This window comes from Agaribacillus sp. DX54 (genome assembly GCF_056858335.1).
The window spans coordinates 1-20,216 of the sequence record NZ_JBXEQE010000052.1 but is presented as its reverse complement, the minus strand read 5'-3'; the positions used below and the strand labels follow the sequence as shown (position 1 = coordinate 20,216).

The 20,216-nt window shown below is 37.1% G+C and carries 19 protein-coding genes; 15 read left to right on the top strand and 4 right to left on the bottom strand.

Annotated features, from left to right (window positions below; genetic code table 11):
• Positions 1-142: 142 nt before the first annotated feature.
• A complete protein-coding gene (locus AC04NP_RS29060; RefSeq protein WP_482863598.1) occupies positions 143-589 on the bottom strand; it encodes a lipocalin-like domain-containing protein in 447 nt (148 codons plus the stop codon).
• Positions 590-849: 260 nt separating this feature from the next.
• Positions 850-1,914, bottom strand: coding sequence for a patatin-like phospholipase family protein (locus AC04NP_RS29055; RefSeq protein ID WP_482863597.1), 1,065 nt, complete (start codon positions 1,912-1,914; stop codon positions 850-852).
• Between the two features lie 599 nt (positions 1,915-2,513).
• Between AC04NP_RS29055 and AC04NP_RS29050 the strand changes: the two genes are divergently transcribed.
• The 11 genes from AC04NP_RS29050 to AC04NP_RS29000 all read left to right on the top strand — a co-directional run bounded on the left by AC04NP_RS29050 (position 2,514) and on the right by AC04NP_RS29000 (position 15,539).
• A complete protein-coding gene (locus AC04NP_RS29050) occupies positions 2,514-3,611 on the top strand; it encodes a TonB-dependent receptor plug domain-containing protein (protein WP_482863596.1) in 1,098 nt (365 codons plus the stop codon).
• 38 nt (positions 3,612-3,649) lie between these two features.
• Positions 3,650-4,846: a TonB-dependent receptor domain-containing protein gene (locus tag AC04NP_RS29045; protein ID WP_482863595.1), complete on the top strand. Its 1,197-nt coding sequence runs from the start codon at positions 3,650-3,652 to the stop codon at positions 4,844-4,846.
• A 68-nt stretch (positions 4,847-4,914) separates the two neighbouring features.
• Positions 4,915-5,229, top strand: coding sequence for a hypothetical protein (locus AC04NP_RS29040; RefSeq protein WP_482863594.1), 315 nt, complete (start codon positions 4,915-4,917; stop codon positions 5,227-5,229).
• Positions 5,230-5,236: 7 nt separating this feature from the next.
• Positions 5,237-5,959 carry a TlpA family protein disulfide reductase gene (locus AC04NP_RS29035; protein WP_482863593.1) on the top strand — a complete coding sequence of 241 codons (723 nt, stop codon included), beginning with the start codon at positions 5,237-5,239 and terminating at the stop codon, positions 5,957-5,959.
• A 578-nt stretch (positions 5,960-6,537) separates the two neighbouring features.
• Entirely contained in the window at positions 6,538-7,107 is a 570-nt protein-coding gene (locus AC04NP_RS29030; protein WP_482863592.1) for a Crp/Fnr family transcriptional regulator, read from the top strand.
• 84 nt (positions 7,108-7,191) lie between these two features.
• Entirely contained in the window at positions 7,192-7,932 is a 741-nt protein-coding gene (locus AC04NP_RS29025; protein ID WP_482863591.1) for an SDR family NAD(P)-dependent oxidoreductase, read from the top strand.
• 989 nt (positions 7,933-8,921) lie between these two features.
• Entirely contained in the window at positions 8,922-10,973 is a 2,052-nt protein-coding gene (locus AC04NP_RS29020) for a serine hydrolase (protein WP_482863590.1), read from the top strand.
• A gap of 77 nt (positions 10,974-11,050) precedes the next feature.
• Positions 11,051-11,482: a type II toxin-antitoxin system VapC family toxin gene (locus AC04NP_RS29015; RefSeq protein ID WP_482863589.1), complete on the top strand. Its 432-nt coding sequence runs from the start codon at positions 11,051-11,053 to the stop codon at positions 11,480-11,482.
• Positions 11,483-12,331: 849 nt separating this feature from the next.
• A complete protein-coding gene (locus AC04NP_RS29010) occupies positions 12,332-13,267 on the top strand; it encodes an L-histidine N(alpha)-methyltransferase (protein ID WP_482863588.1) in 936 nt (311 codons plus the stop codon).
• Positions 13,264-14,115, top strand: coding sequence for a hypothetical protein (locus AC04NP_RS29005; RefSeq protein ID WP_482863587.1), 852 nt, complete (start codon positions 13,264-13,266; stop codon positions 14,113-14,115). The genes AC04NP_RS29010 and AC04NP_RS29005 overlap by 4 nt, the downstream gene beginning before the upstream one ends.
• 2 nt (positions 14,116-14,117) lie before the next feature.
• The gene (locus AC04NP_RS29000) at positions 14,118-15,539 is read left to right on the top strand and encodes a sodium:solute symporter family transporter (protein WP_482863586.1); all 1,422 of its coding nucleotides are present in this window, start codon (positions 14,118-14,120) and stop codon (positions 15,537-15,539) included.
• A 362-nt stretch (positions 15,540-15,901) separates the two neighbouring features.
• Here AC04NP_RS29000 and AC04NP_RS28995 read toward each other — a convergent pair whose 3' ends face one another.
• Together AC04NP_RS28995 and AC04NP_RS28990 are read right to left on the bottom strand one after the other, a co-directional pair.
• Positions 15,902-16,588, bottom strand: coding sequence for an ImmA/IrrE family metallo-endopeptidase (locus AC04NP_RS28995; protein WP_482863585.1), 687 nt, complete (start codon positions 16,586-16,588; stop codon positions 15,902-15,904).
• Positions 16,578-16,937: a helix-turn-helix domain-containing protein gene (locus AC04NP_RS28990; protein WP_482863584.1), complete on the bottom strand. Its 360-nt coding sequence runs from the start codon at positions 16,935-16,937 to the stop codon at positions 16,578-16,580. The genes AC04NP_RS28995 and AC04NP_RS28990 overlap by 11 nt, the downstream gene beginning before the upstream one ends.
• A gap of 465 nt (positions 16,938-17,402) precedes the next feature.
• On the opposite strand from AC04NP_RS28990, the gene AC04NP_RS28985 reads away from it, so the two are divergent.
• From AC04NP_RS28985 to AC04NP_RS28970, 4 genes are all read left to right on the top strand, one after another.
• Positions 17,403-17,843, top strand: coding sequence for a multiubiquitin domain-containing protein (locus AC04NP_RS28985; protein WP_482863583.1), 441 nt, complete (start codon positions 17,403-17,405; stop codon positions 17,841-17,843).
• 10 nt (positions 17,844-17,853) lie between these two features.
• Positions 17,854-18,210: a hypothetical protein gene (locus tag AC04NP_RS28980; protein WP_482863582.1), complete on the top strand. Its 357-nt coding sequence runs from the start codon at positions 17,854-17,856 to the stop codon at positions 18,208-18,210.
• 1 nt (position 18,211) lies between these two features.
• Entirely contained in the window at positions 18,212-19,621 is a 1,410-nt protein-coding gene (locus AC04NP_RS28975; RefSeq protein WP_482863599.1) for a ThiF family adenylyltransferase, read from the top strand.
• Between the two features lie 24 nt (positions 19,622-19,645).
• Positions 19,646-20,216 (top strand): hypothetical protein (locus AC04NP_RS28970; protein ID WP_482863581.1); only part of this gene is annotated, 571 nt, incomplete at its 3' end.

The following is a 20,216-nucleotide window of genomic DNA, read 5'->3' as shown; positions in this document are numbered from 1 at the left end:
AAATGTATTAGTCGCTTCAGTTACAAACTGAAGCCAATGGGGGAGTCCGGATTACCTGCTACCCCAAAGGCTTCATGTTTTCTTATAATTTATTAAGGTAGGTTATCAAAAATTTCCGGTAATGAACCAAATTAAACCGGAACTACTTTGCCGTAAAGCCAAATTCAGCCGGTATGGTTTCGAGTTTAAAACTAACCCTCAAGATCGTCTCAGTTAATTCAATCAAGGTAAATTCAATAGTTTCTGAATCAGTATCAGTTAAGATAATCACTGTTGCATCATCATTTAGTTTCCATGATCCAGAGACAGTTCCAACCTGGTCGGGGGAACACTTAATCTTATTATCAACAGTAAATGCCCCATCAAAAGTGAAAGTCCATTCATTATCTCTTTCACATTCTTCCGTTATTTCAACGCCTTCCTCTTTGTGAGAGTTCACAACCCATGTTTTGGAGGAGTCTGCGGTTAGTAAAGTAATTTTGGCTGCTTTGGGGTCAGCTTGTTCCTCATCGTCATCACCGCAAGAAACCACGAATACGGGAAAAATCAGGATCAATATTGAAAAAGCGATCAGTTTATGATATTTCATGATAAAAAAATTCAGTTTATGAAAAAATTATGCTAATTGAAAAAAAGTTCGAATTTAGTCAATTCTTTTAACCTGTCCAAGCCTTTTTTCAGATTTTGTTGCTGTTATTTTCAGCAATTCTCAGGCAAATGGCACACAATTACAGATTAAAAGCATGATAAACAACAACTTAAACCAAAAAGTGGCACTTAACCTGGATAAAGAGGCAAAAGCTTTATCCGGGAAGTCAAAACGATACTTGTCTCCTGCTTTTCATCCTTTTAGCAATCCAAAAGACTGTCAAGAAATTTATCCAGTTCATTTCCTTTTGCATACTGAAGTGTTTTTTCTCCCGCTCTTAATAAGGCTTCTACATTTTGCGGGGAAGCCTCGGACAAACCCGGGGCATAATTTCGATCCTCTTCCGGCACATCTATCCTTAAATAACCATTTGAATCATCCGGTTGCCGCGTTTTATAGATTTGATCCATCTGAAATGCTACGGTACCAATACTGCCATCCATCATAATTTTCGGCATTGATTTGGCCCATTTCAGAAGATTCCACCTACTACTTCTTTCCTTCCCCCCAAGCTCAAATCCTCCACCTCCGGTGCCGAGAGAAAGAACATACATATCATTGATCGATGGGTGATCATTGTTTCTGTCTTTGAAGTTTGTTTTTCGGGCTTCTGCGTAAGCACACATTAACGGATTATTGGCAAAAATACCCCCATCCAAATTGATCATATCCAAAGCCTCTCCGTCTTTGCCTGCATCCGGAGCAATGTTTTTTATTTTCGCCGGTGGAAAAAAAGTTGGCGCTGCAGAAGTAGAGCGAGCTACATCCCGCACAAAAAACTCTCTTTTTGTGGTGTCCTCGAGACTCGTAAAAAAGAAGGGGTTTTTACTATTCATATCGTAGGTCGGCACCAGACATGGTTTTAGCAAATTACTGATCAAAGTATCTCCAAACCTTTTTTCCAGCAGATCTTCTAAATAACCCGGATCGAACTCTGTAGCATTCCGCAGTCCCCACAATCGTCTAAAATTTCCTTGCCTCGAAGCATTAAATATGTTATATCCTTCATGGATAAAAAATTCAAGTGCTTCTGAGGCTGTAAATTTTGCCTTGCTCCTGTCTTTATCCTGAGGAGTTAAATAAATACAAGCCAAAATACCTCCCGTACTGGTACCCGCAATAAGATCAAAATGATCGGCAATAGTGGTTCCCGGTACCTTTTTCTTCAGGTATTCTTCAGCGTATTTAATGATTATCGCCGGAATAACTCCCCGGATACCGCCCCCATCCAGTGACAAGATCCTAACCTTTTTTTTATTGTTCATATTTGTTTCTATATAAAAAAGTATCCCTCAGCTATTTGCGATGAAGGTCTTGGTATGAGTTGATATTGGTCTCTGAGCATCCTGTATTAAGTGCTTGCGAAGGCTTAAGAATTGGTCACTTTAAACGCTTAATCATGGTAATCCTAACCGGTTCCATCGATTATTCCCCAGCTTGATCATATAGTTGATCCCTCTTTTGATAAGTGAAACGTACGCTTACCGGTAGCTCCGTTAATTATAATCCCTGATCACCGCTAAATAAAAGCCATTGATAAATCGTGCTACAGCCCGGGAGGCCTTAATCTATACGCTTTTGAAAAGCAGGTTAAAAAAAAATCCTTTAACAGTGCCTGTTTATGGTTAACTGAAATGATCGATCTATGGAAGGTGAAGTCAGGTAATGAGCGTCTATTTAACATATTTCTTTATCTTTCTTAGCGTAAAATCGGTTTTATTAAAAGTCATCTGGATAACAATATTACGGCAATTTAACAATATTTTTTTAGTATGAAAAGGGTGGCAAACCTATCAGAACTGCGAAACCGAAAGCTAGCGTTCAAGCTCAGAAATCACAACAGAACAGGACGGTCAGCGGTAATGTGACCGATGAAAATGGTGGACCTTTAGCAGGAGCTACTGCACGAGTTCAGGGAACAACTATTGGATCTATCACTGACGCAGATGGAAATTTCAGATTCAGCATCCCTGAAACAATGATAGAAAGTGCTCAAGCCGATGGAGAAGAACTATTTCTTGAAGTTTCTTATGTTGGTTTTGGGGTAGAAGTCATCGCCATTGGTAGCCGAACCACTTTTGATGTATCGTTGCTTCCCTCTTTAGAATCATTGCCAGGGGTAGAAGTCGTCTCTACAGGCTACTACGAAGTAGAGCAGCGCATCAACCCTGGAAACATCGCTAAGGTAGATGCTCAAACTATAGAGCAGCAACCTGTTACAGACCCTCTATTGGCAATTCAAGGTCGAGTTGCTGGGGTTCAGATACAACAATCATCCGGATTTCCTAGCGCTGAAATAAAAATCAATATAAGGGGTTTAAATAGTTTGCGAAACGGTCAGGACGGTTTTCCAAATGCTAACCTCCCATTTTTTGTAATTGATGGAGTTCCTTATACGCAAACCTCACTCAATAGCGATAAGCTCTCCTTACCAAGAGGGAATCCTCTTTCTAATCTACGTCCTTCCGATATTGAAAGTATTGAGGTATTAAAGGATGCTGATGCTACTGCAATCTATGGTTCAAGGGGTGCAAACGGTGTTGTACTCATTACCACCAAAAAAGGTAAAGCGAGAAAAACTCAAGTTGGTGTCAATTTTTCTACAGGTATCGGTCAGGTTGCTAATAAGGTAGATCTATTGAATACACCACAATATCTTGCCATGCGTCAAGAAGCACTTGAAAATGACGGTCTCTGGCCAATGCTAAGTCCCGCTGATTCTGCAGCCTACCCTGATTTATTTCTGTGGGATCCTACTCGAAATGTGGATTGGCAGGAAGAATTGTTAGGAGGAACTGCGAATCAAACAGATGTAGGCATAGCTATCTCAGGTGGGTCAAGCACTACTCAATTTCTTTTTCGAGGGAATTTTTTCCGCCAGACTAACGTAATACGCTACGACGATTCCTCATTCGATGGCGTAATTAATTTTTGGAATACTGGTATAACTGAGCTTATTTAAGGTTTGGTTATAATTTTAAGGGTAAGTATATTCTAAATTTGACAGGTAGAAGAGATGGCTCATCAAGGTTTGATCCTAATAATCAATTTGGCAACTTTGGTGCAATCGGAATAGCGTGGATTTTCTCTGAAGAAGCATTCATCGATAGTGTGCCAGAATTCCTTTCTTTTGGAAAGCTAAGGGGCAGCTATGGGACAACAGGTAATGATCTTATTGGGGAGTACCAGTTTCTAGACACCTATGGGACCACTTCGAGGCCTTACAACAATCAAACTAGTTTAATCTCAACCCGTGCCCCGAATCCAAATTTCTCATGGGAAATAAACAAAAAATTAGAGTTTGGTCTAGAGTTCGGCCTTTTTAAAGATAGGCTTTTCATGTCGACTAGCTGGTTTAGAAACAGAAGTGATGATCAATTAGTGGGACGACCTCTACCTGCGACAACCGGCTATGAAGTTCAACAGTTCAACTTTCCGGCACTTATTGAGAACAGAGGGCTTGAAATAGAACTTAGGTCTACCAATTTAGTAGTAAACAGCTTCACTTGGTCTACAAGTTTAAACTTCACAAGTTTGAGAAGCGAACTTGTCGAATTTCCTAATATTTCAGACTTTCCTGTTTTTGACAACCGTTATACAGTCGGGGAATCACTGTTCGGCCGAAAACAATTCACACCTATCGGTGTAAACCCGGAAACAGGCATATACGAATTTGCAGATGTAAATAACGATGGATCAATTTCTGATTTCGATCGTCAGGAGTTCGTAGAAACTAGGCAAGATTACTTTGGTGGTGTAAACAATAGCTTTTCATGGAAAAGTCTTAAGCTCGATATCCAGATTCAATTTGTAAAGCAGAAATCCTTTGATCCGTTATTAACAAGTTTGCCTGGAACTCAGGCCAATACATTTACAAGTGTTTTGGACAGGTGGCAGGCTCCCGGAGATATCAGCAAAAATCAACGTTTTACCAATTCAAATAGCGCCGCACGTACAGCTTATTTCCGCTACTGGAGATCGGTGAACTCTTCTTTCGTCCGCTTACAGAATGTTGCATTTTCCTGGGCATTACCCCAAAAATGGTGTCAAAAAGTGAAGGTGGACAATGCCAACATTTATGTTCAAGGGCAGAACCTATTTACAATTACAGAGTATGAAGGTATCGATCCGGAAACCGGAGCATTCGGACTACCTCCATTGAGATTAATAATCACAGGTGTTCAACTAACATTTTAAAAATTATGAAAATCTTTAAATATAACTTCAACCTTATTTTTTTATACTTAATTATTTGTTGTGTGTGCATGAGTTGTGAGGATTTTGTTGAAATAGACCCTCCACGTAACGAAATGATCAGTGATAATGTCTTTCAGGATGATGCTTCAGTCCTGGCTGCAATCAATGGTGTTTATAGTTTAATCGTAAATTCAGGTCTCTTTACAGGGGAATTAGAAGTGCACACAGGGACAGCCAGCGATGATATGGATAACTTTTCGTCAAGTATTGCAAATCAGGAATTTGCTTCAAATGAATTATCCCCGGCAAATACCGTATTGTTTTCAGAATGCGGGTCTTCTCCTTTTGAGGTCATTAACAATACCAACTTGATTATCGAATGAACATTTCATGCTGAAATTATTATTGATCCTAATAGGTCTGGGTATTTACACACCTACCTCTTCTCAGAATCTTACAACAGGCGATCCTGCACCTTTCTTGGATGTTTTTAAGTGGATTAAGGGAAACCCGGTAAAAAAATTCGAGAAAGGAACTCCTTATGTGATTGAATTTGGCGCTACATGGTGTGGCCCTTGTAAGGCAGCAATTCCTGGCTTGACCTCATTATCAAAAAAACATCAAGGTAAAGCAGTAGTGATGAGTTTCTTCGTTTCTGAGACAAGCCTTTCGGGCGGTTTAGATTTTGACTATTACATAAAGAGGGTACAGAAATACGTTTCTAAGCATGAAATTTCGTACCTCACAGCTATGGACGGCCCAGATGAAAAGTTGAAAATTAATTGGATTGAACCAACTAATTCAGCAGGCGTACCGAAATTTTTTGTGATAGATACTGATGGTTATATTGCCTACATTAATCATGGATACAATCAATATGCTATCAAGGAAATAAATGCCCCTTTTATAGATGCAACTGGGTTTGAAGGTAAGATTGATTACAGTATTACATCAGAAGAAGCTAACAGCATCTTTTATAACAAGGATGAAACAAGCTTTAGTAAATCAAAAGCGTATCTAAAAAAGTTAGGACTCTATTTAGAGAAAGGTACCCATCCAATGAAGGTAGTGGTCATCCGAGATCCTAAACAGATCAAGGTAATAGAGAAATAGGATGATGTTTGGAAAGGCAAAGTACGTATCATCAAAAAATCTGATGGAGGTTTTACCCAAAAAGTAAAGCTGCTTTCTGATGAGCCAATAATAAAAGGTTACATCGCCTGTACAGTTTGTTCGGAAGATACTGGTCAATGTGTTTTACCCGAAGATGATTTTGAATTCAGAATAGAATCTAACAAGTGACAAATGAAGTAACCATATGGTACAGAGTATGAGGTATAAACCGCTAGCGCGCTTTCTTATCACTTTCCGACCAGCCAAAGTTATTCGCCTATCCTTTTCATACGTGAAATAACTTTTTTATTCATTCCTGGCAAGACGACTAATTCAGCTCCGAACCGGTTTAAGTTCAGCAAAGCGTAACTTAACACCTTCCCATATCAGCAAGTTTTTAACTGCACCATTCAGGGGATACTGATTTTCACCAAAAAGGTATTATTTTTATCCTCTGAAATTTGGGTATTAGGAAATATCTGTTTGTTCAGTAGTTATGTGCAACTTTAGTAAATAGCTCAAAGACACTTTTTGCCAAATGACAAATTTTGAAAAAATGACTTTTATAACTTGCGTCTATGGAAGAGTTTATAGAATACATTTTACATTTCGGTAATTTAAACCAACAGCAAACAGACCTTATTACTAAAAAGGCGACTACTCAGAGACTTAATAAAGGCGAATATTTTTCGGAAGCCGGAAAAATATCAAAACGCTTTGGATTCCTTGTGGAGGGCGTAATTCGTGTCTGCTACTACAACAATAAAGGTGATGAAATCACCAAATATTTTATCGAAAAGGAGAATATAATCGTCGATTTCGAAAGTTTTGACAAAGAAATACAATCCACAGCTTATGTACAGGCTGTAACCGACTGCAGCATCGTCTGTTTTACTAAAAAAGATTGGCAGGAACTACTGCAAACCATTATTGGATGGGACAGTATTCAGTATAAAATGGTTGCGAAAGCCTACATGCAAAAAGTGGACAGAAGAAGTCCTTTGGTTTCGCAAGATGCTACCGAACGTTATTTCAAATTCCTGGAAGTGTACCCTAATGTGGTGAATGAAATACCACTTTCCTACATTGCGTCTTACTTGGGCATTACACAATCATCGCTCAGCCGGATCCGAAAAAATATTGAATAAACTGTTTTTGCCATATGGCAAATGATTTCATTTTTACCGGAAGTACTTTTGCATAAGTAAGTTAAATGTAAAAAAAGTAAAAGCATGAAATCAGTATTAATAACCGGTGCCAACAAAGGAATTGGATTTGAAACAGCAAGGCAATTGCTAAAAGAAGGCTTATACGTGTATTTAGGAAGCCGAAATATAGAAAATGGCTTGAAAGCTGTGGAAAAATTAAAAGTTGAAGGGTTTAATCAGGTAGAATTCATTCACATCGATATCACAGACGAAGCTTCTATTGCATCGGCCCGTACAACCATCGAAGAAAAAGCAGGGAGTTTAGATGTGTTGATCAATAATGCCGGAATTGCCGGTGCTTTCCCACAAACAGCATTAACCACGGATACAGATAATTTCAAAAGAGTATTCGACACGAACCTTTACGGAACGGCAAGAGTGATTCAGGCTTTTATGGATATATTGAAAAAGTCCCCGGAACCTCAACTTATCAATGTAAGTTCCAGCATCGGATCGTTATCCTTGCACAATGATCCCGACTGGCAATATTATGATGATGCCAATTCATTTGCAGTGTATTCATCCTCCAAAGCAGCATTAAATATGTACACCATTACATTGGCCTACGAGCTTAGAGATAGTAATGTAAAAATAACAATGGTAGACCCGGGCTACACCAAAACCGACTTTAATGGACATCAGGGCACAGGAACTGTAGAAGATGCCGCTACCCGTGTAGTGAATGCCTTGCTACATAACCAACGGCAGAGTGGAAGCTTCATAAGCGAAGAAACCAATCCTGAAACGGGAGAAATTTCCTGGTAAAAAGCGGCACATAACAATTAGGCTCTAATGAACTGCGGCCTTACCGCACATCCTTAAAGCCTGGTTGTTTTTTACTTTTTACGAGAAAGGAAGAAAGTGCCTTTTTCGTTATTAATTGTCAGGAAGTTGCGTGATTCGGAAACTTTGAAATGCCCTGTGTATTGGAGATTTTTATAAAATGTTCCTTTTCTGTCATCGCAACACACTCTTGTACAGGGGATATTTTCTGATAATATTTCATTCGATTCAATTGACCAACCAACCTCTCAACCAACAACTATTTACCTCCAAATTATATCGAATACTGGTTTTGGTGATAATGAGATTATATTTCCCTTGTTCGGGTATTAATGTTTGATTATGCTTTTCAATTTTAATCAATTCCCATTCACCGATTAAACGTTCATCCATTGGCGCATAGGATGAATGAATTAAAAAGAAGAATATGATCGTAATCCGATCTTATTTGTAAAGAATTAAGCTTTTGTCAATATTTTCAATGACAACACATTACACCATTTTGAACGATTTCAAACAAAAAAGAGGCCGTCTCAAAAGTAATTTGAACGGCCTCAGTTTTTTGTATTGTGGATTTTTCTCAGGTAGGTACCCGAATATGTTTACCCTTTTGAGACAACCTCAAAAGTAGCGGCGAGGGGGAAGGTATCGAACCATGCCATCACAGATTTGCTGAAGGTTTTAACATTTTGCAATGCAACTTAAAAACTTAGCAGTTTTCTGTTAGAATCTTTATAAATTTCTTAATTCGTTAAGTTTACCCAAATTATCAAAAATAGCGTTTGATAATCAAGTGACTCCTGAAAGGAATTGACCTCTTAAACCGGTGACTTCTCCTAAAACTTGGATGGTTATTTTTGGAGTAAAGGATTTTATGCATTCTATAATCAGGATCAACCCAATAAGGTATGATTATTGTTGAATAAAATTATGCCTCCACTTAGAATTGACTAACAAACAGTACAGCAACGATGCAAAAAGCGTTTCTTTTTATATTGTTACTTCTTGTAGTAATTATTCCTTCATTTGGTCAAATCAAAATCAGGGGAAACGTTTTAGATCAGGTCAACAGAAAGCCTATTTCATTTGTAAATATTGGGATATTAAATTCTAACGTTGGAACAATTTCTAATGATGATGGAAGTTTTGTTATTCGTATCCCCAAATCTTATTTAAAGGATACTTTAATATTTTCAGCTATTGGTTATGGGAGAAGGTCTATTCCTGTTTCCTCTATTTCTGGAAACGAAAGAATTACAATATCACTGCGCGAAAGAGTGATCAATCTGAAACCTGTTATGGTCTCTGCTAAAAGGGAAAAGAAGATTGACTTTCGGTTGGGAAATAGACACCATTATGGCCGTATATTGTATGCGGACTCAGTTGCTGCCGGAAGTGCAATTGCCCTGTTAATTGAAAATAAGCATCCGAACTATTATCCCAATCTAACTTATCCTGTTTTTGTTGAAAAAGCTCTTTTGAAAATACATAAGAACACCGTTGGGGAATTTAAAGTGCGGGTGAGGCTTCTTGAGGTCGATAGTACAAACCACAACTTGCCAGGTAAAGATATACTTAATGAAAGTGTGGTTGTAAAATCGAGAATAAAAAAGGGTTGGCTAACGTTTGACCTCTCATCTTATAATCTGAAAATTGCACAACCTCGCTTCTATCTAATGTTCGAATGGATCATGGAAGATAAAGATCGTCTTGCCTTAATGGACCAATATGTTCAATTTAAAAAACAAAATCCTGACAAGGTTTCGGTAGATACATCTATGGTAAATGGCGAAAAAATACTAGTAAACAGCTATCGTGGTTTTACAGCAGGAACATTATTTGCTGCATCCTATGCTCAGTTTAACCTCGATAGATTTACATGCTACTACAGACTTAATAGTTTTGGAGAATGGAGGATTGCTCCTGCGATCCTCACCGCTCGGATACAAGTAAGTAATCAACCTGGCTTGAAACCAGTTGAATCCGGAAAGAACAGGTCTGACAAAGAACTTAATTGTCAGCAACCTACACCGAATTGCAAAGCCATAAAATTAGCAGAACAGTTCTTGAATGAACATTCGGTAGAGGGTATGCAACTTACTGTAAGTGTTAAAGGTGCAATCGTACTTTCAAAAGGGTTTGGATATTCTGATATCGCAAAGAGTAAACCCGTGACCACATCAACACAATTTAGGGTAGGAAGCGTTTCGAAAGCACTTAGTGCTGCCGCTCTCATTAAATTAGAGGGAGACAATAAACTGGACCTTGACGTTCCTGTCCAACAATACATTCCCTCATATCCCCAGAAGAGATATAAGATCACCACCCGGCAATTGGCTGGTCATTTATCTGGGATTCGGCATTACAAAGAGAATAACATAGACGATTTAATTAGAAAGGAGCATTACAAGAACGTATTGGATGCTATTTCTATTTTCGAAAATGACACTTTACTTTTTAAACCGGGCACGAAATTTCTCTATTCTTCCTATGGTTGGAACCTGGTAGGGGCTGTTATTGAAAGAGCCTCGAATCAAAATTTTATTCGTTATATGCATGAGCATATCTGGCAACCACTTTCAATGTTACATACCTATGCGGATGTGGCTGATAGCATTATGCCTTATAAAAGCAAATTCTATTTGGCCACTGGCGAAGAGTCGGTGACCTATGACCTGAGCTATAAATATCCATCAGGAGGATTACTTTCAACTACTGAAGATTTGGTAAGGTTTGGTAATGAATTGTTACTAGGCAATTATCTTGATAGAACATTGAAAAAACAGTTGTTCGAAACTCAATCTACTATTGATGGGAAAGCCACAAAATATGGTTTAGGATGGAATATAGGAAAGGATCGAAACGGACATACGATTTGGTTTCATATCGGTAATTTACTTGAAGGAAGTGCTTACCTGATTTTATATCCTGATGATGATATAGTGGTTGCCTTTCTGGCCAATTCACAGAAGGGACTTTCACTTGACATCCAAGGTATTGGAGAGTTGTTTTACGGAAAATGAAAGATGTCTTATAATTGAACAGATTAGCTTCCAAATGTAAAAATGAAACCGTATCAATATCTGATTGAAAAGTACAGATGAGCAAATTACTGATTGATACAAACATTGTTCTGGATTTGCTTGCTAAACGAGAACTATTTCATGAAAGTGCTGCCCAAATATTTTCTCTCGCCGATAAAAATAAACTTAAACTGGCTTTAAGCTCTTTGACCTTTGCAAATACCAACTATGTTTTGACTCGCCTTAAAACAGCGAGGGAGGCCCGAAATATTTTGAGGAGATTCAAGATTCTTGTCCCGGTGTTGTCACTTAACGATAAGATTGTTGATTTGGCTTTAAATGATGATGGTTTTGGAGATTTTGAAGATGGGTTGCAATACTATACAGCAATAGAAAACAATCAGGATGTACTAATCACTCGTGATTTAAAAGATTTCAAAGCCGCAAAAATTCCGGTGATGACAGCAGAAGAGTATTTGATTTCAATAGATAAATCTGCTGACAGCTAATTGAAGATCAACCTAAAACTAAAACAAGGCAAAAGCTTTTTATTAAGGTCATCTTAGCAGATGTATTTTTCCTCAACCATAAAATATTTCCACGTATTGATACTTTTCGAACGATTTTAAACAAAAAAGCACAAAACTTAACGTTTCGTGCAAAAAGTAGCGGCGAGGGGGCAAATATCGAACCTTGTCATCCCAGATTTGCAGAGTATTTTAACGTTTTCAAGTACTGCTTAAAAATTTTTAAAAATCCTTTAAGTTTTTTATCATTTTTATAATGCCGTCAAAAAATGCCCAATCTTGGGTATTGCATGTTTAAGTCCGCTAAAAGATATTGGTTTGAAATTAGTTTAGATATATTAAAAGGTACAAAAGAAAATGTTCAGAGATATCCACTTGCCAAAAAACATCTATGAGAGTAAAACCGTTGATCCCACCTTAAGGCAATTTGAAGGTCTACACGACTATCTGTTCCAGGAACTGGTCGCTGATCGGGGTTGCCGAGGCGAGAGTCAGGTAAAAGATGAAAAGTTAAGCATTCTCAAACCATCAGCCAAAAAGTTATTAGCCTATCAGCAAACCAAGCATCGCAAGAAATTTAGGAAACATAGATTGTCTTTATGTCAACTGTCACTACCAGTTATTTAATAAAACCACTTTTTAAGGGATGACCAGCTATGAATGCATGGGGTTATCTGTAAGGAAATGATAGTGGGGATTGGAAGGTCCACCACGATGTTTAAATTTTTCTTTGTGACTTATGCGTCGGCAAAGTACTGTACTTTTTACTCTCTACGGTTCATAGCTATATCGCTAGGCATAATTGAATTTATTACAAGATATAGATGATATATGATAAATTTTGAAAACTCATTGTTGCATCAACTAATTTCTTCAAGAAAAACCACAAATGAAGATGGAAGGCCAACGTACTGGTTCGATCAACCTTATCATCTATACCTTGAGGAAAAACAAGCTCAGACATATTTAGAGATGATTCATGCCGAGAAATTTTCAAAGAAACTTCATGAACCCGCAGAAAAACTTATTGAAACCTACAGAAAAGATATATTAAAAGAATTCCCCAAATGTTTTGAATTCTATGACCTTGGTCCTGGTCTTCCAACTAAAACGATTCCTTTGATTAAAGAGCTTCAAGAAAGTAATAGAACGTTTAAATACATACCTGTCGACATAAGTAAAAGCTTTTTAGAAATAACTGAAAAAGAGATTTCTAAATATGGGATAGCTAGTAATCCAATTAACTGCCTTTTTGAAAGTTTGCCAGACCAGCTAGATTATTCATTAGATACCGATCGCCTATTTTTTATTGGATTAACTTTCAATAATTATAGACCAGATAGTATTCTAAAACTCCTGCGTAAAATGGCAGGGCACAAAGGTGTATGTCTAATAATCACGGAATACTACACACAAGATAAAATAGAAAGCATATTGATTCCGTATAAGGATATTTATGCTGAAAAATTCAATTTTTTGGCTCTTGAACTAATTGGTTTCTCAAAAGACAATGTTCAATACTTCACTAGATTCCAGAACAATAGGATTGAAATGGGTTTTGAATTAAAGGAGGATCAAATTTTGGGCAATCAAACTATTAAGCAAGGAACGACAATAGTTACCGCCATTTCCTATCGATATACAAAAAACACATTAACTAATGTTATTGGTAAATATTTCAATCATTTTACATACTACGAACTTGAGACTGATACTACTATCAGTTTAGTAGCATTCAAGCTCTACCCAAAAAGAATACAGAAATGACAGTCGCCAACTATATAGAAATATGCGGTTTTTTCATAACACTTATTGGTGTAATCTATGCTCTTACCAGATCATATAGAAATTCTGAAAACAAAGAGGAGAAAACCGCAAACCAAAAATTCGCACTAATTATAGGGGCTTTAGGTACAATAATGACCTTAGTAATTAGCATTCGTTATGACTACATAGGTAAATTCCTAGAGAATAACATTGTAGAAAAGGACCCTACTGCTTTTAAAGTTGGTCAGGCCGTCGCCAATTCAAACTACCAGATCAAACAAAGTTCTGAAAAATTAACTAAACTCATTTATAACAATAAGCTGGACGAAATTAATGAACTATTGGAACAAGTAAATGACAAGGAATTTTTTGTTGCAAGTAGTGAATTCTCCGAATATGCTCCCAAAATATTTGAATTAGCGAAGAGTAACTCCAAGATAATTGCCACGAGTTATATTAAACCAGATGATTGGTGGAAGACTAATTGGGGCGAGAATTATTTAAATAAAAACTATGAGGCCATAAGCGATAGAAATTGCACAATTGATCGAGTCTATATATTTCCGGATTCAAGTGAATTTAAAGCAATGGAAGAGCTAATGAAAATTCAAAAATCAAATGGAATAAATGTATTCTGGGCTATGGCTGATGAAATTCGAGATAAAGTAACAAACAAGTATCATATACTAACTCAAGACATAATTATTGTAGGAGACATGCTATCTGCAAAGCTTTTTTTAACTGATAATAGGGAACCTACACACATAATTTTCTATACGGATAAAAAAGCTATTTCAAAAATGAGAAATAACTATGATAGACTGAGAGCTTACATAAAAGAATATTAAAAATGGATATTAGCCTAATTGTTTTTGTCGTATTTATAGTAGTAACACTAATAATAGCTTTTATAGTATCCAAAGGAAAAACTAGGGATACAGATGAGTTGTATTTAGCTAGCAGAACATTGAAATGGCCTGAAATAGCTTTGAGTTCTGGTGCCACAGCTAATTCTGGTTTTATTATGACAACAGCTATTGGTCTTGGGTATTTTCAAGGACTTTCAGCATTGATGTTACCTTTTTCATTCTTTGTTGGCACATTAGTTTTTTGGAAATTTTTCCCCGAAAAAATCAATTGGTATTCTCATCAATTTAAAGTATCTACAATTGCCGAAATTTTAACGCTAGATTTCACTAAACACAAAAGGTTTACTGGAATAGTAATCACTATATTGTTGGTCGTGGCTACTGGATTATACACGGCTGCCCAATGGCGTGCCTCTGCAATTTCTTTAACTGGATTCATAGATTTGGATCTACGATATGCAATCATTTTCTCTAGCATTTTCGTAATTACATACTCATCTCTAGGTGGTTTTAGATCTTCGGTTTCAACTGATGTTTTTCAAGCCATCATTATGATTCTGATGATGGCATTCTTCATTTTTTTCACAATTGGATTATATGATGGAGATAGTGTCATAAAGTCCATTCAAGCGCAAAAAGGGAACAGTTTCTTCAATCCGTTTAATGGATTCGGCACTTTATCCCTCTTAGGGTTTATAATTGGATGGGCTACAGCTAGTCTTGGGTTCTCAATTTCTCAACCACAAATTGTAGATAAGTTTTATGCCGCAGAAAGTGAAATACAGGCAAAAAAAGCAAAATGGCTATACATTGGTTTTGTACAAATAACTTGGATGGGAATGACAATTGTTGGATTTCTACTTTCCGCTGTAAGACCTGGTTTAGACTTTGCATCAAGCGAACAAGCTTTATCCAAAGTTTTAATCCAAGAACTTAATCCAATCGCAAGGGGACTGACTCTTACTGCCATTTTTGCAGCAATTGCATCTACCGCAGATTCGCTATTGATTTCGGTATCCAACATTATTAGTAACGATTTACTTAAACCGCTAGGAGTATCATCAAAAACGGATAACCGTTTAATAATTGCAGCTTTAGGTATAATAACCTCAATTTTATCGATAGTTTTTGTGCAAGGATCAGTATTTGATCTTGTGATGTCTTCTATTCTTTTACTTAGCGCATCCGTTGCACCAGCTATGATTATTAAAATCGCCAATTGGAAAAACTCTCCGTTTTCCATATTGTTTTCAATGCTTACCGGACTTCTTACCTCACTCTTATGGAAATATGTATTTGAACTCTCCAATGCAATAAATGAAACAGTACCAGCGGTAGTAATAGCCTTTCTAATTAATTATTTGGTAATACAAATTGAACTAAAAATTACCCCCAATAAATAAGCTTCAATGATACGAAGTGAGGCTTTGATTGATTGGAGCGGATGTTTACTGAACTGCCTAAGGTAGCAGGTTATGAGAATCATCAGGGCTAAGTGATCTTTTACATAAATAAAATAATCGTACAACAATCAAAGCTACAATTTATATGTACATTTATTGTTTTACTTTAGGTATGTATCCAACCAAAATCAGGTGTTTAAGATTACCTTTTTGCTTGACGATAGTTTTTCACCTGGGGGAACAACAAAAACGAACAAATTATATGAATTATTGAATGTCTGGTAGTTAAATGTATCACCGTTGAAATCAAATTTCCCCTCGCCTATGTCTTGGGTGTTAGTACCGCAAATCGTCACAAATGGCTATTTGGTATCAAAATATTTAGGCCATTTTATATCTCCAAAGTCATCTTTGAATGTCGAAGAAAAGTAAGAACCGACATTTGTGAGAACGAGACTGCTATTTGTCGGTTGCTCAAGTACTATCAAAGCACATCTTCTATGTGAAAATTCTACATATCTTCTTAATCCAGAGTAGATTGATCCACCTATCTTCTCAATGATTTCCAGAGCTGAGGCAACTGATAATTTCCTTCTCTTTGCTTCTTCCTCGAAAATATCTACTTGCCATAGCGCAGATGAGGCAAAGTAATTGGCTTGTTGCTCAAAAACCCTTTTTGTATCAAGATCCAATGTACCATCATCATCAACGAAAGAAAAAGTCGCTCGTTGCCAAGGAAGTACAGCATGCCCTGTTTCATGAAGTTGAACAAATCTCTTTCTCATAGGGTGTAAGGATTGATCAAGATAAATGGTGTTGGAACCAATATGAATGGCCCCTCGTACTTTTCTTAAAATTTTTTCAATCCATTCTAATTTATTCTGGAAAAAATTTCTTTTGACATTTCTTAAGTCAATATCCTGATCAACCACTAAATCAGCATATTTTATAATCTTGTCAACTGGTGTTGGAAATATCCCATAGCACTTACTTTCTCTCAGAAGATTATAAACTATTTTGTCAATATCGTCACTGGAATCAACGGGCACTTTTTTTGCTAAATCTGATAAATCGAAGATACTCGACAAGTTGTCGTTCTTCGTCCTCACTTAAATTTTGTGAATACAGTGCATAGGTTTCAAAACTTTTTGTTTTTTTACTTTGAGAAGGTTTCGTGGTTTTGTCGATTATTCCTGCAGTAACTAGCAGTTGGTCAAAAGGGATACCATACAGATTAGCTAATTTATAAAGTATGTTTGCAGAAGGTTTAGATATCTTGTCATTCTCAAGCTGAGAAAGATAGGCGTTAGAAATATCAGTTACTTCTTCCACTTCTCTTAAAGTAAAATTATTTGTTACTCTAGCACTTTTTAGTTGGGTTCCTAGTGTCTTTTTCATTGGTCATAGTCTTTTTTTAGGCCCTAGGACTAAGCAAAAATAAAAATTTTTGCTTAAAAAATCAAGTATAATCTAAGGGTTTGCTTGATCCAGCAATCTTGATTTAAATTAATGCTTGATGAATTTAGCACTTGCTATATTTTTTGCTATATTTGTAATGGGTCTCTAAAAGAGCCATTATTAAACCTTAATAGTAGTTACGATGGAGAATAGATAAATAAAAAAACCCAACTTCTGGTGACGCAGAGGTTGGGCCGTTTTTCAAGGGAAGCAAAGCTTGCAGACTTCTTATTTGAGGCTCATCACCTCAATTTATTCCCTTTTTCTGTGTCCAAAGTACTTAGAAATCACGATTTCTACAAATTCTTCGGACTTCAGGCCAACTTTAAAACGTCTGGGACGACTTAAACCTCCAGTCTTCCTGAAAAAAGTCGGAGGCATTATTTCAAAATAAATTTTTTAGTAATGAAAAAGTTTAAATACAAATTAAATGGCCAAATTTTCGAGGCGAACAAGCTTGTAGACGGACGTGAAGTTTTGGAAAATGCAGGACTGCAACCCGCGGATGAGTATGAATTATTGCTGAAAATTACTGGTAAGGAGTTTGAGCCTATCCAATTGGGGGAAAATGTAGACCTGAGTATTCCAGTAATCGAGGAATTCTTTGCAAAACCGTATAAATCATTTACTGTTCTGGTGGATGACGAACCGGTTGAATTTAATGAATGCTTTGTGACCCCCACAGAAATACTCAAGGGGTCTGGAAAAGAGCCAGGTGGTTATTATCTGAAGCAGGTAGTGGGTCATCGTCAAATCAATTATAAGAATGACCCAAATCACAAAATTGCTTTGAGGAATAAGCTCAAGTTCAGCACCTGTAGATTAAAACCAACCACCGTTTCATAACCGAAATCTTATGGGAATTAAAACACTAATTAACCAGCTCAATGAAGCTGGGTATGAAATTTCGATTATGAATGATTTTGTGGTATTTAGGTTTATTATCCCGGTAGGGAGATTTCTGAACAAAAAGATTGAGGTGGCCTTGCAGGCCCCTCAATTTCCTGAAATTCCTCCTAGTGGCCCTCATATCAAACCACATTTGCTACCCATTAGCGGGGGTGGCGGCATCCATCCTACAGGTGGAATTCACGCAAGCCCTATAGGATCAGAATTTCAATATTGGAGCAGGCCCTTCCACGGTTGGAATGAATCTAATAAAGACGTGTATGAATATTTAGCACATTTAAGAACAATTTTTGATTTTGAATAAAATGACATATACTGTAGCAATAAAAGAAAGCCTAAACAATATTCTTAAGGATCATTTAATTCGGGAAGATAAACAGGAGGATGTGTGTTTTGCGCTTTACAATTTTTCAACTGGTAAATTTCGAAGTACAGCCGTCATTTGGGAGGTAATCCTACCTGGTAAAAAGGATCGAAACCTTCATGGTAATGTGAGTTTTAATCCCCAGTTTCTGGATAGGGTGACTGAAACTGCTCTGGAAAAAGAAAGTGGAATATGCTTTATTCATAGCCATCCATTCCCTGGGTGGCAAGGAATGAGTCGGGACGATGTAGAAGCGGAAGAAATGCTTGCCCCGAGCATAAAAGCAGTAACGGGACTACCACTTGTAGGAATGACTATAGGGAATGATGGTACTTGGAGCGCTCGCTTTTGGGTAAAATCAGCTCCCAAGACTTATGTTCGACATTGGTGCGAGAGTGTTAGGGTGGTAGGAAAAGCGTTGCAGATTTCATTTAATGAGAAACTCTTACCAAGCCCTAAGAACTTGGAAGAATTTCAGCGCACAATATCAGCTTGGGGAGAAAAAAAACAGGCCGACATTTCCAGGCTTCGTGTAGGAGTCGTAGGAGTTGGAAGTGTAGGTTTTGCAGTCGCACATTCTCTCTACAGAACAGGAATACATAACATTACTATGATCGATTTTGATCGAGTTAAAAGAAAAAACTTAGACAGACTCGACGCGAGAAGAAAAGATATTGGAAAGTTAAAGGTAAAAATCTTGAAAAAGAAAATGATAGAAGCCGATCTTTTCCCACCACATGGCATAAAAACAATCCCTTATAGCATTATTGAGTCTGAAGGACTTAAATCTGCGTTGGATTGTGATGTTGTTTTTTGCTGTGTGGATCGACCTTGGCCACGGTTTGTATTGGACTGTCTATCTAAGGCCAATTACATTCCCATTATCGATGGAGGGATTGATGCTAGCCCTAAACACAATATATCAAATTTGGATCAAGCAAGATGGAAGTCTCACACAGTTGGGCCAGATCGAATATGCATGCAATGTTTAGGGCAATATACTGCCGAAGATGTAGCTTTGGAGCAATCTGGTCTACTTGAGGACTCAACTTATATCACTGGGTTACCTAAAGAACACTTTATCCACAGCGGTGAAAACGTTTTTGCGTTCAGTCAAAGTCTTGCGTCTATGGAAATGTGTCATTTTTTATCTCTAGTATTATCACCCCGTCGGCAATACTATGGACCAAAAGAGTTTGATTTTAACTCAGGAAACATTGATTTTGATTTTGAGGATGAGTGTAAAGAGAAATGTGGGGTTAATGCCATGTGTGGGTTGGGAGACAAAATTAATTGCACATTAATTTCAGAACACCCGTTGGCAGAAGCGAGTCGTTTAAAATCAATGTAACACTATAAATAGGTTTTTGAAAATATGTGCCAAGATGACTTGTTAAGTTTACAGACAATAAAGGATATATTGTTGATTATTGGCTCCTTAACAGCTATAGTCTTTGCCTTTATTGGGTTCAATAAATGGAAAAAGGAGCTTAGAGGGAGGACAAAGTATGAGCTTTCAAGAAACCTGTTAAAATCACTTTATTCTTTTAGAGATGCTTTCAAGTCATTAAGAAGCATACTTATTTTGGCAAATGAGTTGCCGCCTAATCATGACCATCGTTCTCGTAATGAGGCAGAAGATATGCGGCATGTCTTTACAAACAGGCTTAATCACTTTAATGAACAATATAATTCGCTACGCAGCTTATTGCCAGAAGTTGAAATAGAGTTTGACGCTGAATTACTTGACCTATTTCATGCATTATTTTTTCAGATTACCGAGTATAATATGAAACTGAATGAGTACTTCCAACTGATAGGAAATACAAATAACGACGAGCACTTTCAGAGCATACGGAAGGTAATTCTTAACATCGGAGATGATAATCCAACTACGATTAAATTCATGTCAACTGTCGAGCAAATTGAAACCGTATTGAAAAAAT

Excerpts from the sequence above, each read along its gene's own strand:
- AC04NP_RS29060 (WP_482863598.1), bottom strand. The coding sequence starts at position 589 with ATGAAATATCATAAACTGATCGCTTTTTCAATATTGATCCTGATTTTT.
- AC04NP_RS29055 (WP_482863597.1), bottom strand. The coding sequence starts at position 1,914 with ATGAACAATAAAAAAAAGGTTAGGATCTTGTCACTGGATGGGGGCGGT.
- AC04NP_RS29040 (WP_482863594.1), top strand. The coding sequence starts at position 4,915 with ATGAGTTGTGAGGATTTTGTTGAAATAGACCCTCCACGTAACGAAATG.
- AC04NP_RS29035 (WP_482863593.1), top strand. The coding sequence starts at position 5,237 with ATGCTGAAATTATTATTGATCCTAATAGGTCTGGGTATTTACACACCT.
- AC04NP_RS29030 (WP_482863592.1), top strand. The coding sequence starts at position 6,538 with ATGGAAGAGTTTATAGAATACATTTTACATTTCGGTAATTTAAACCAA.
- AC04NP_RS29025 (WP_482863591.1), top strand. The coding sequence starts at position 7,192 with ATGAAATCAGTATTAATAACCGGTGCCAACAAAGGAATTGGATTTGAA.
- AC04NP_RS29020 (WP_482863590.1), top strand. The coding sequence starts at position 8,922 with ATGCAAAAAGCGTTTCTTTTTATATTGTTACTTCTTGTAGTAATTATT.
- AC04NP_RS29015 (WP_482863589.1), top strand. The coding sequence starts at position 11,051 with ATGAGCAAATTACTGATTGATACAAACATTGTTCTGGATTTGCTTGCT.
- AC04NP_RS29010 (WP_482863588.1), top strand. The coding sequence starts at position 12,332 with ATGATAAATTTTGAAAACTCATTGTTGCATCAACTAATTTCTTCAAGA.
- AC04NP_RS29005 (WP_482863587.1), top strand. The coding sequence starts at position 13,264 with ATGACAGTCGCCAACTATATAGAAATATGCGGTTTTTTCATAACACTT.
- AC04NP_RS29000 (WP_482863586.1), top strand. The coding sequence starts at position 14,118 with ATGGATATTAGCCTAATTGTTTTTGTCGTATTTATAGTAGTAACACTA.
- AC04NP_RS28990 (WP_482863584.1), bottom strand. The coding sequence starts at position 16,937 with ATGAAAAAGACACTAGGAACCCAACTAAAAAGTGCTAGAGTAACAAAT.
- AC04NP_RS28985 (WP_482863583.1), top strand. The coding sequence starts at position 17,403 with ATGAAAAAGTTTAAATACAAATTAAATGGCCAAATTTTCGAGGCGAAC.
- AC04NP_RS28980 (WP_482863582.1), top strand. The coding sequence starts at position 17,854 with ATGGGAATTAAAACACTAATTAACCAGCTCAATGAAGCTGGGTATGAA.
- AC04NP_RS28975 (WP_482863599.1), top strand. The coding sequence starts at position 18,212 with ATGACATATACTGTAGCAATAAAAGAAAGCCTAAACAATATTCTTAAG.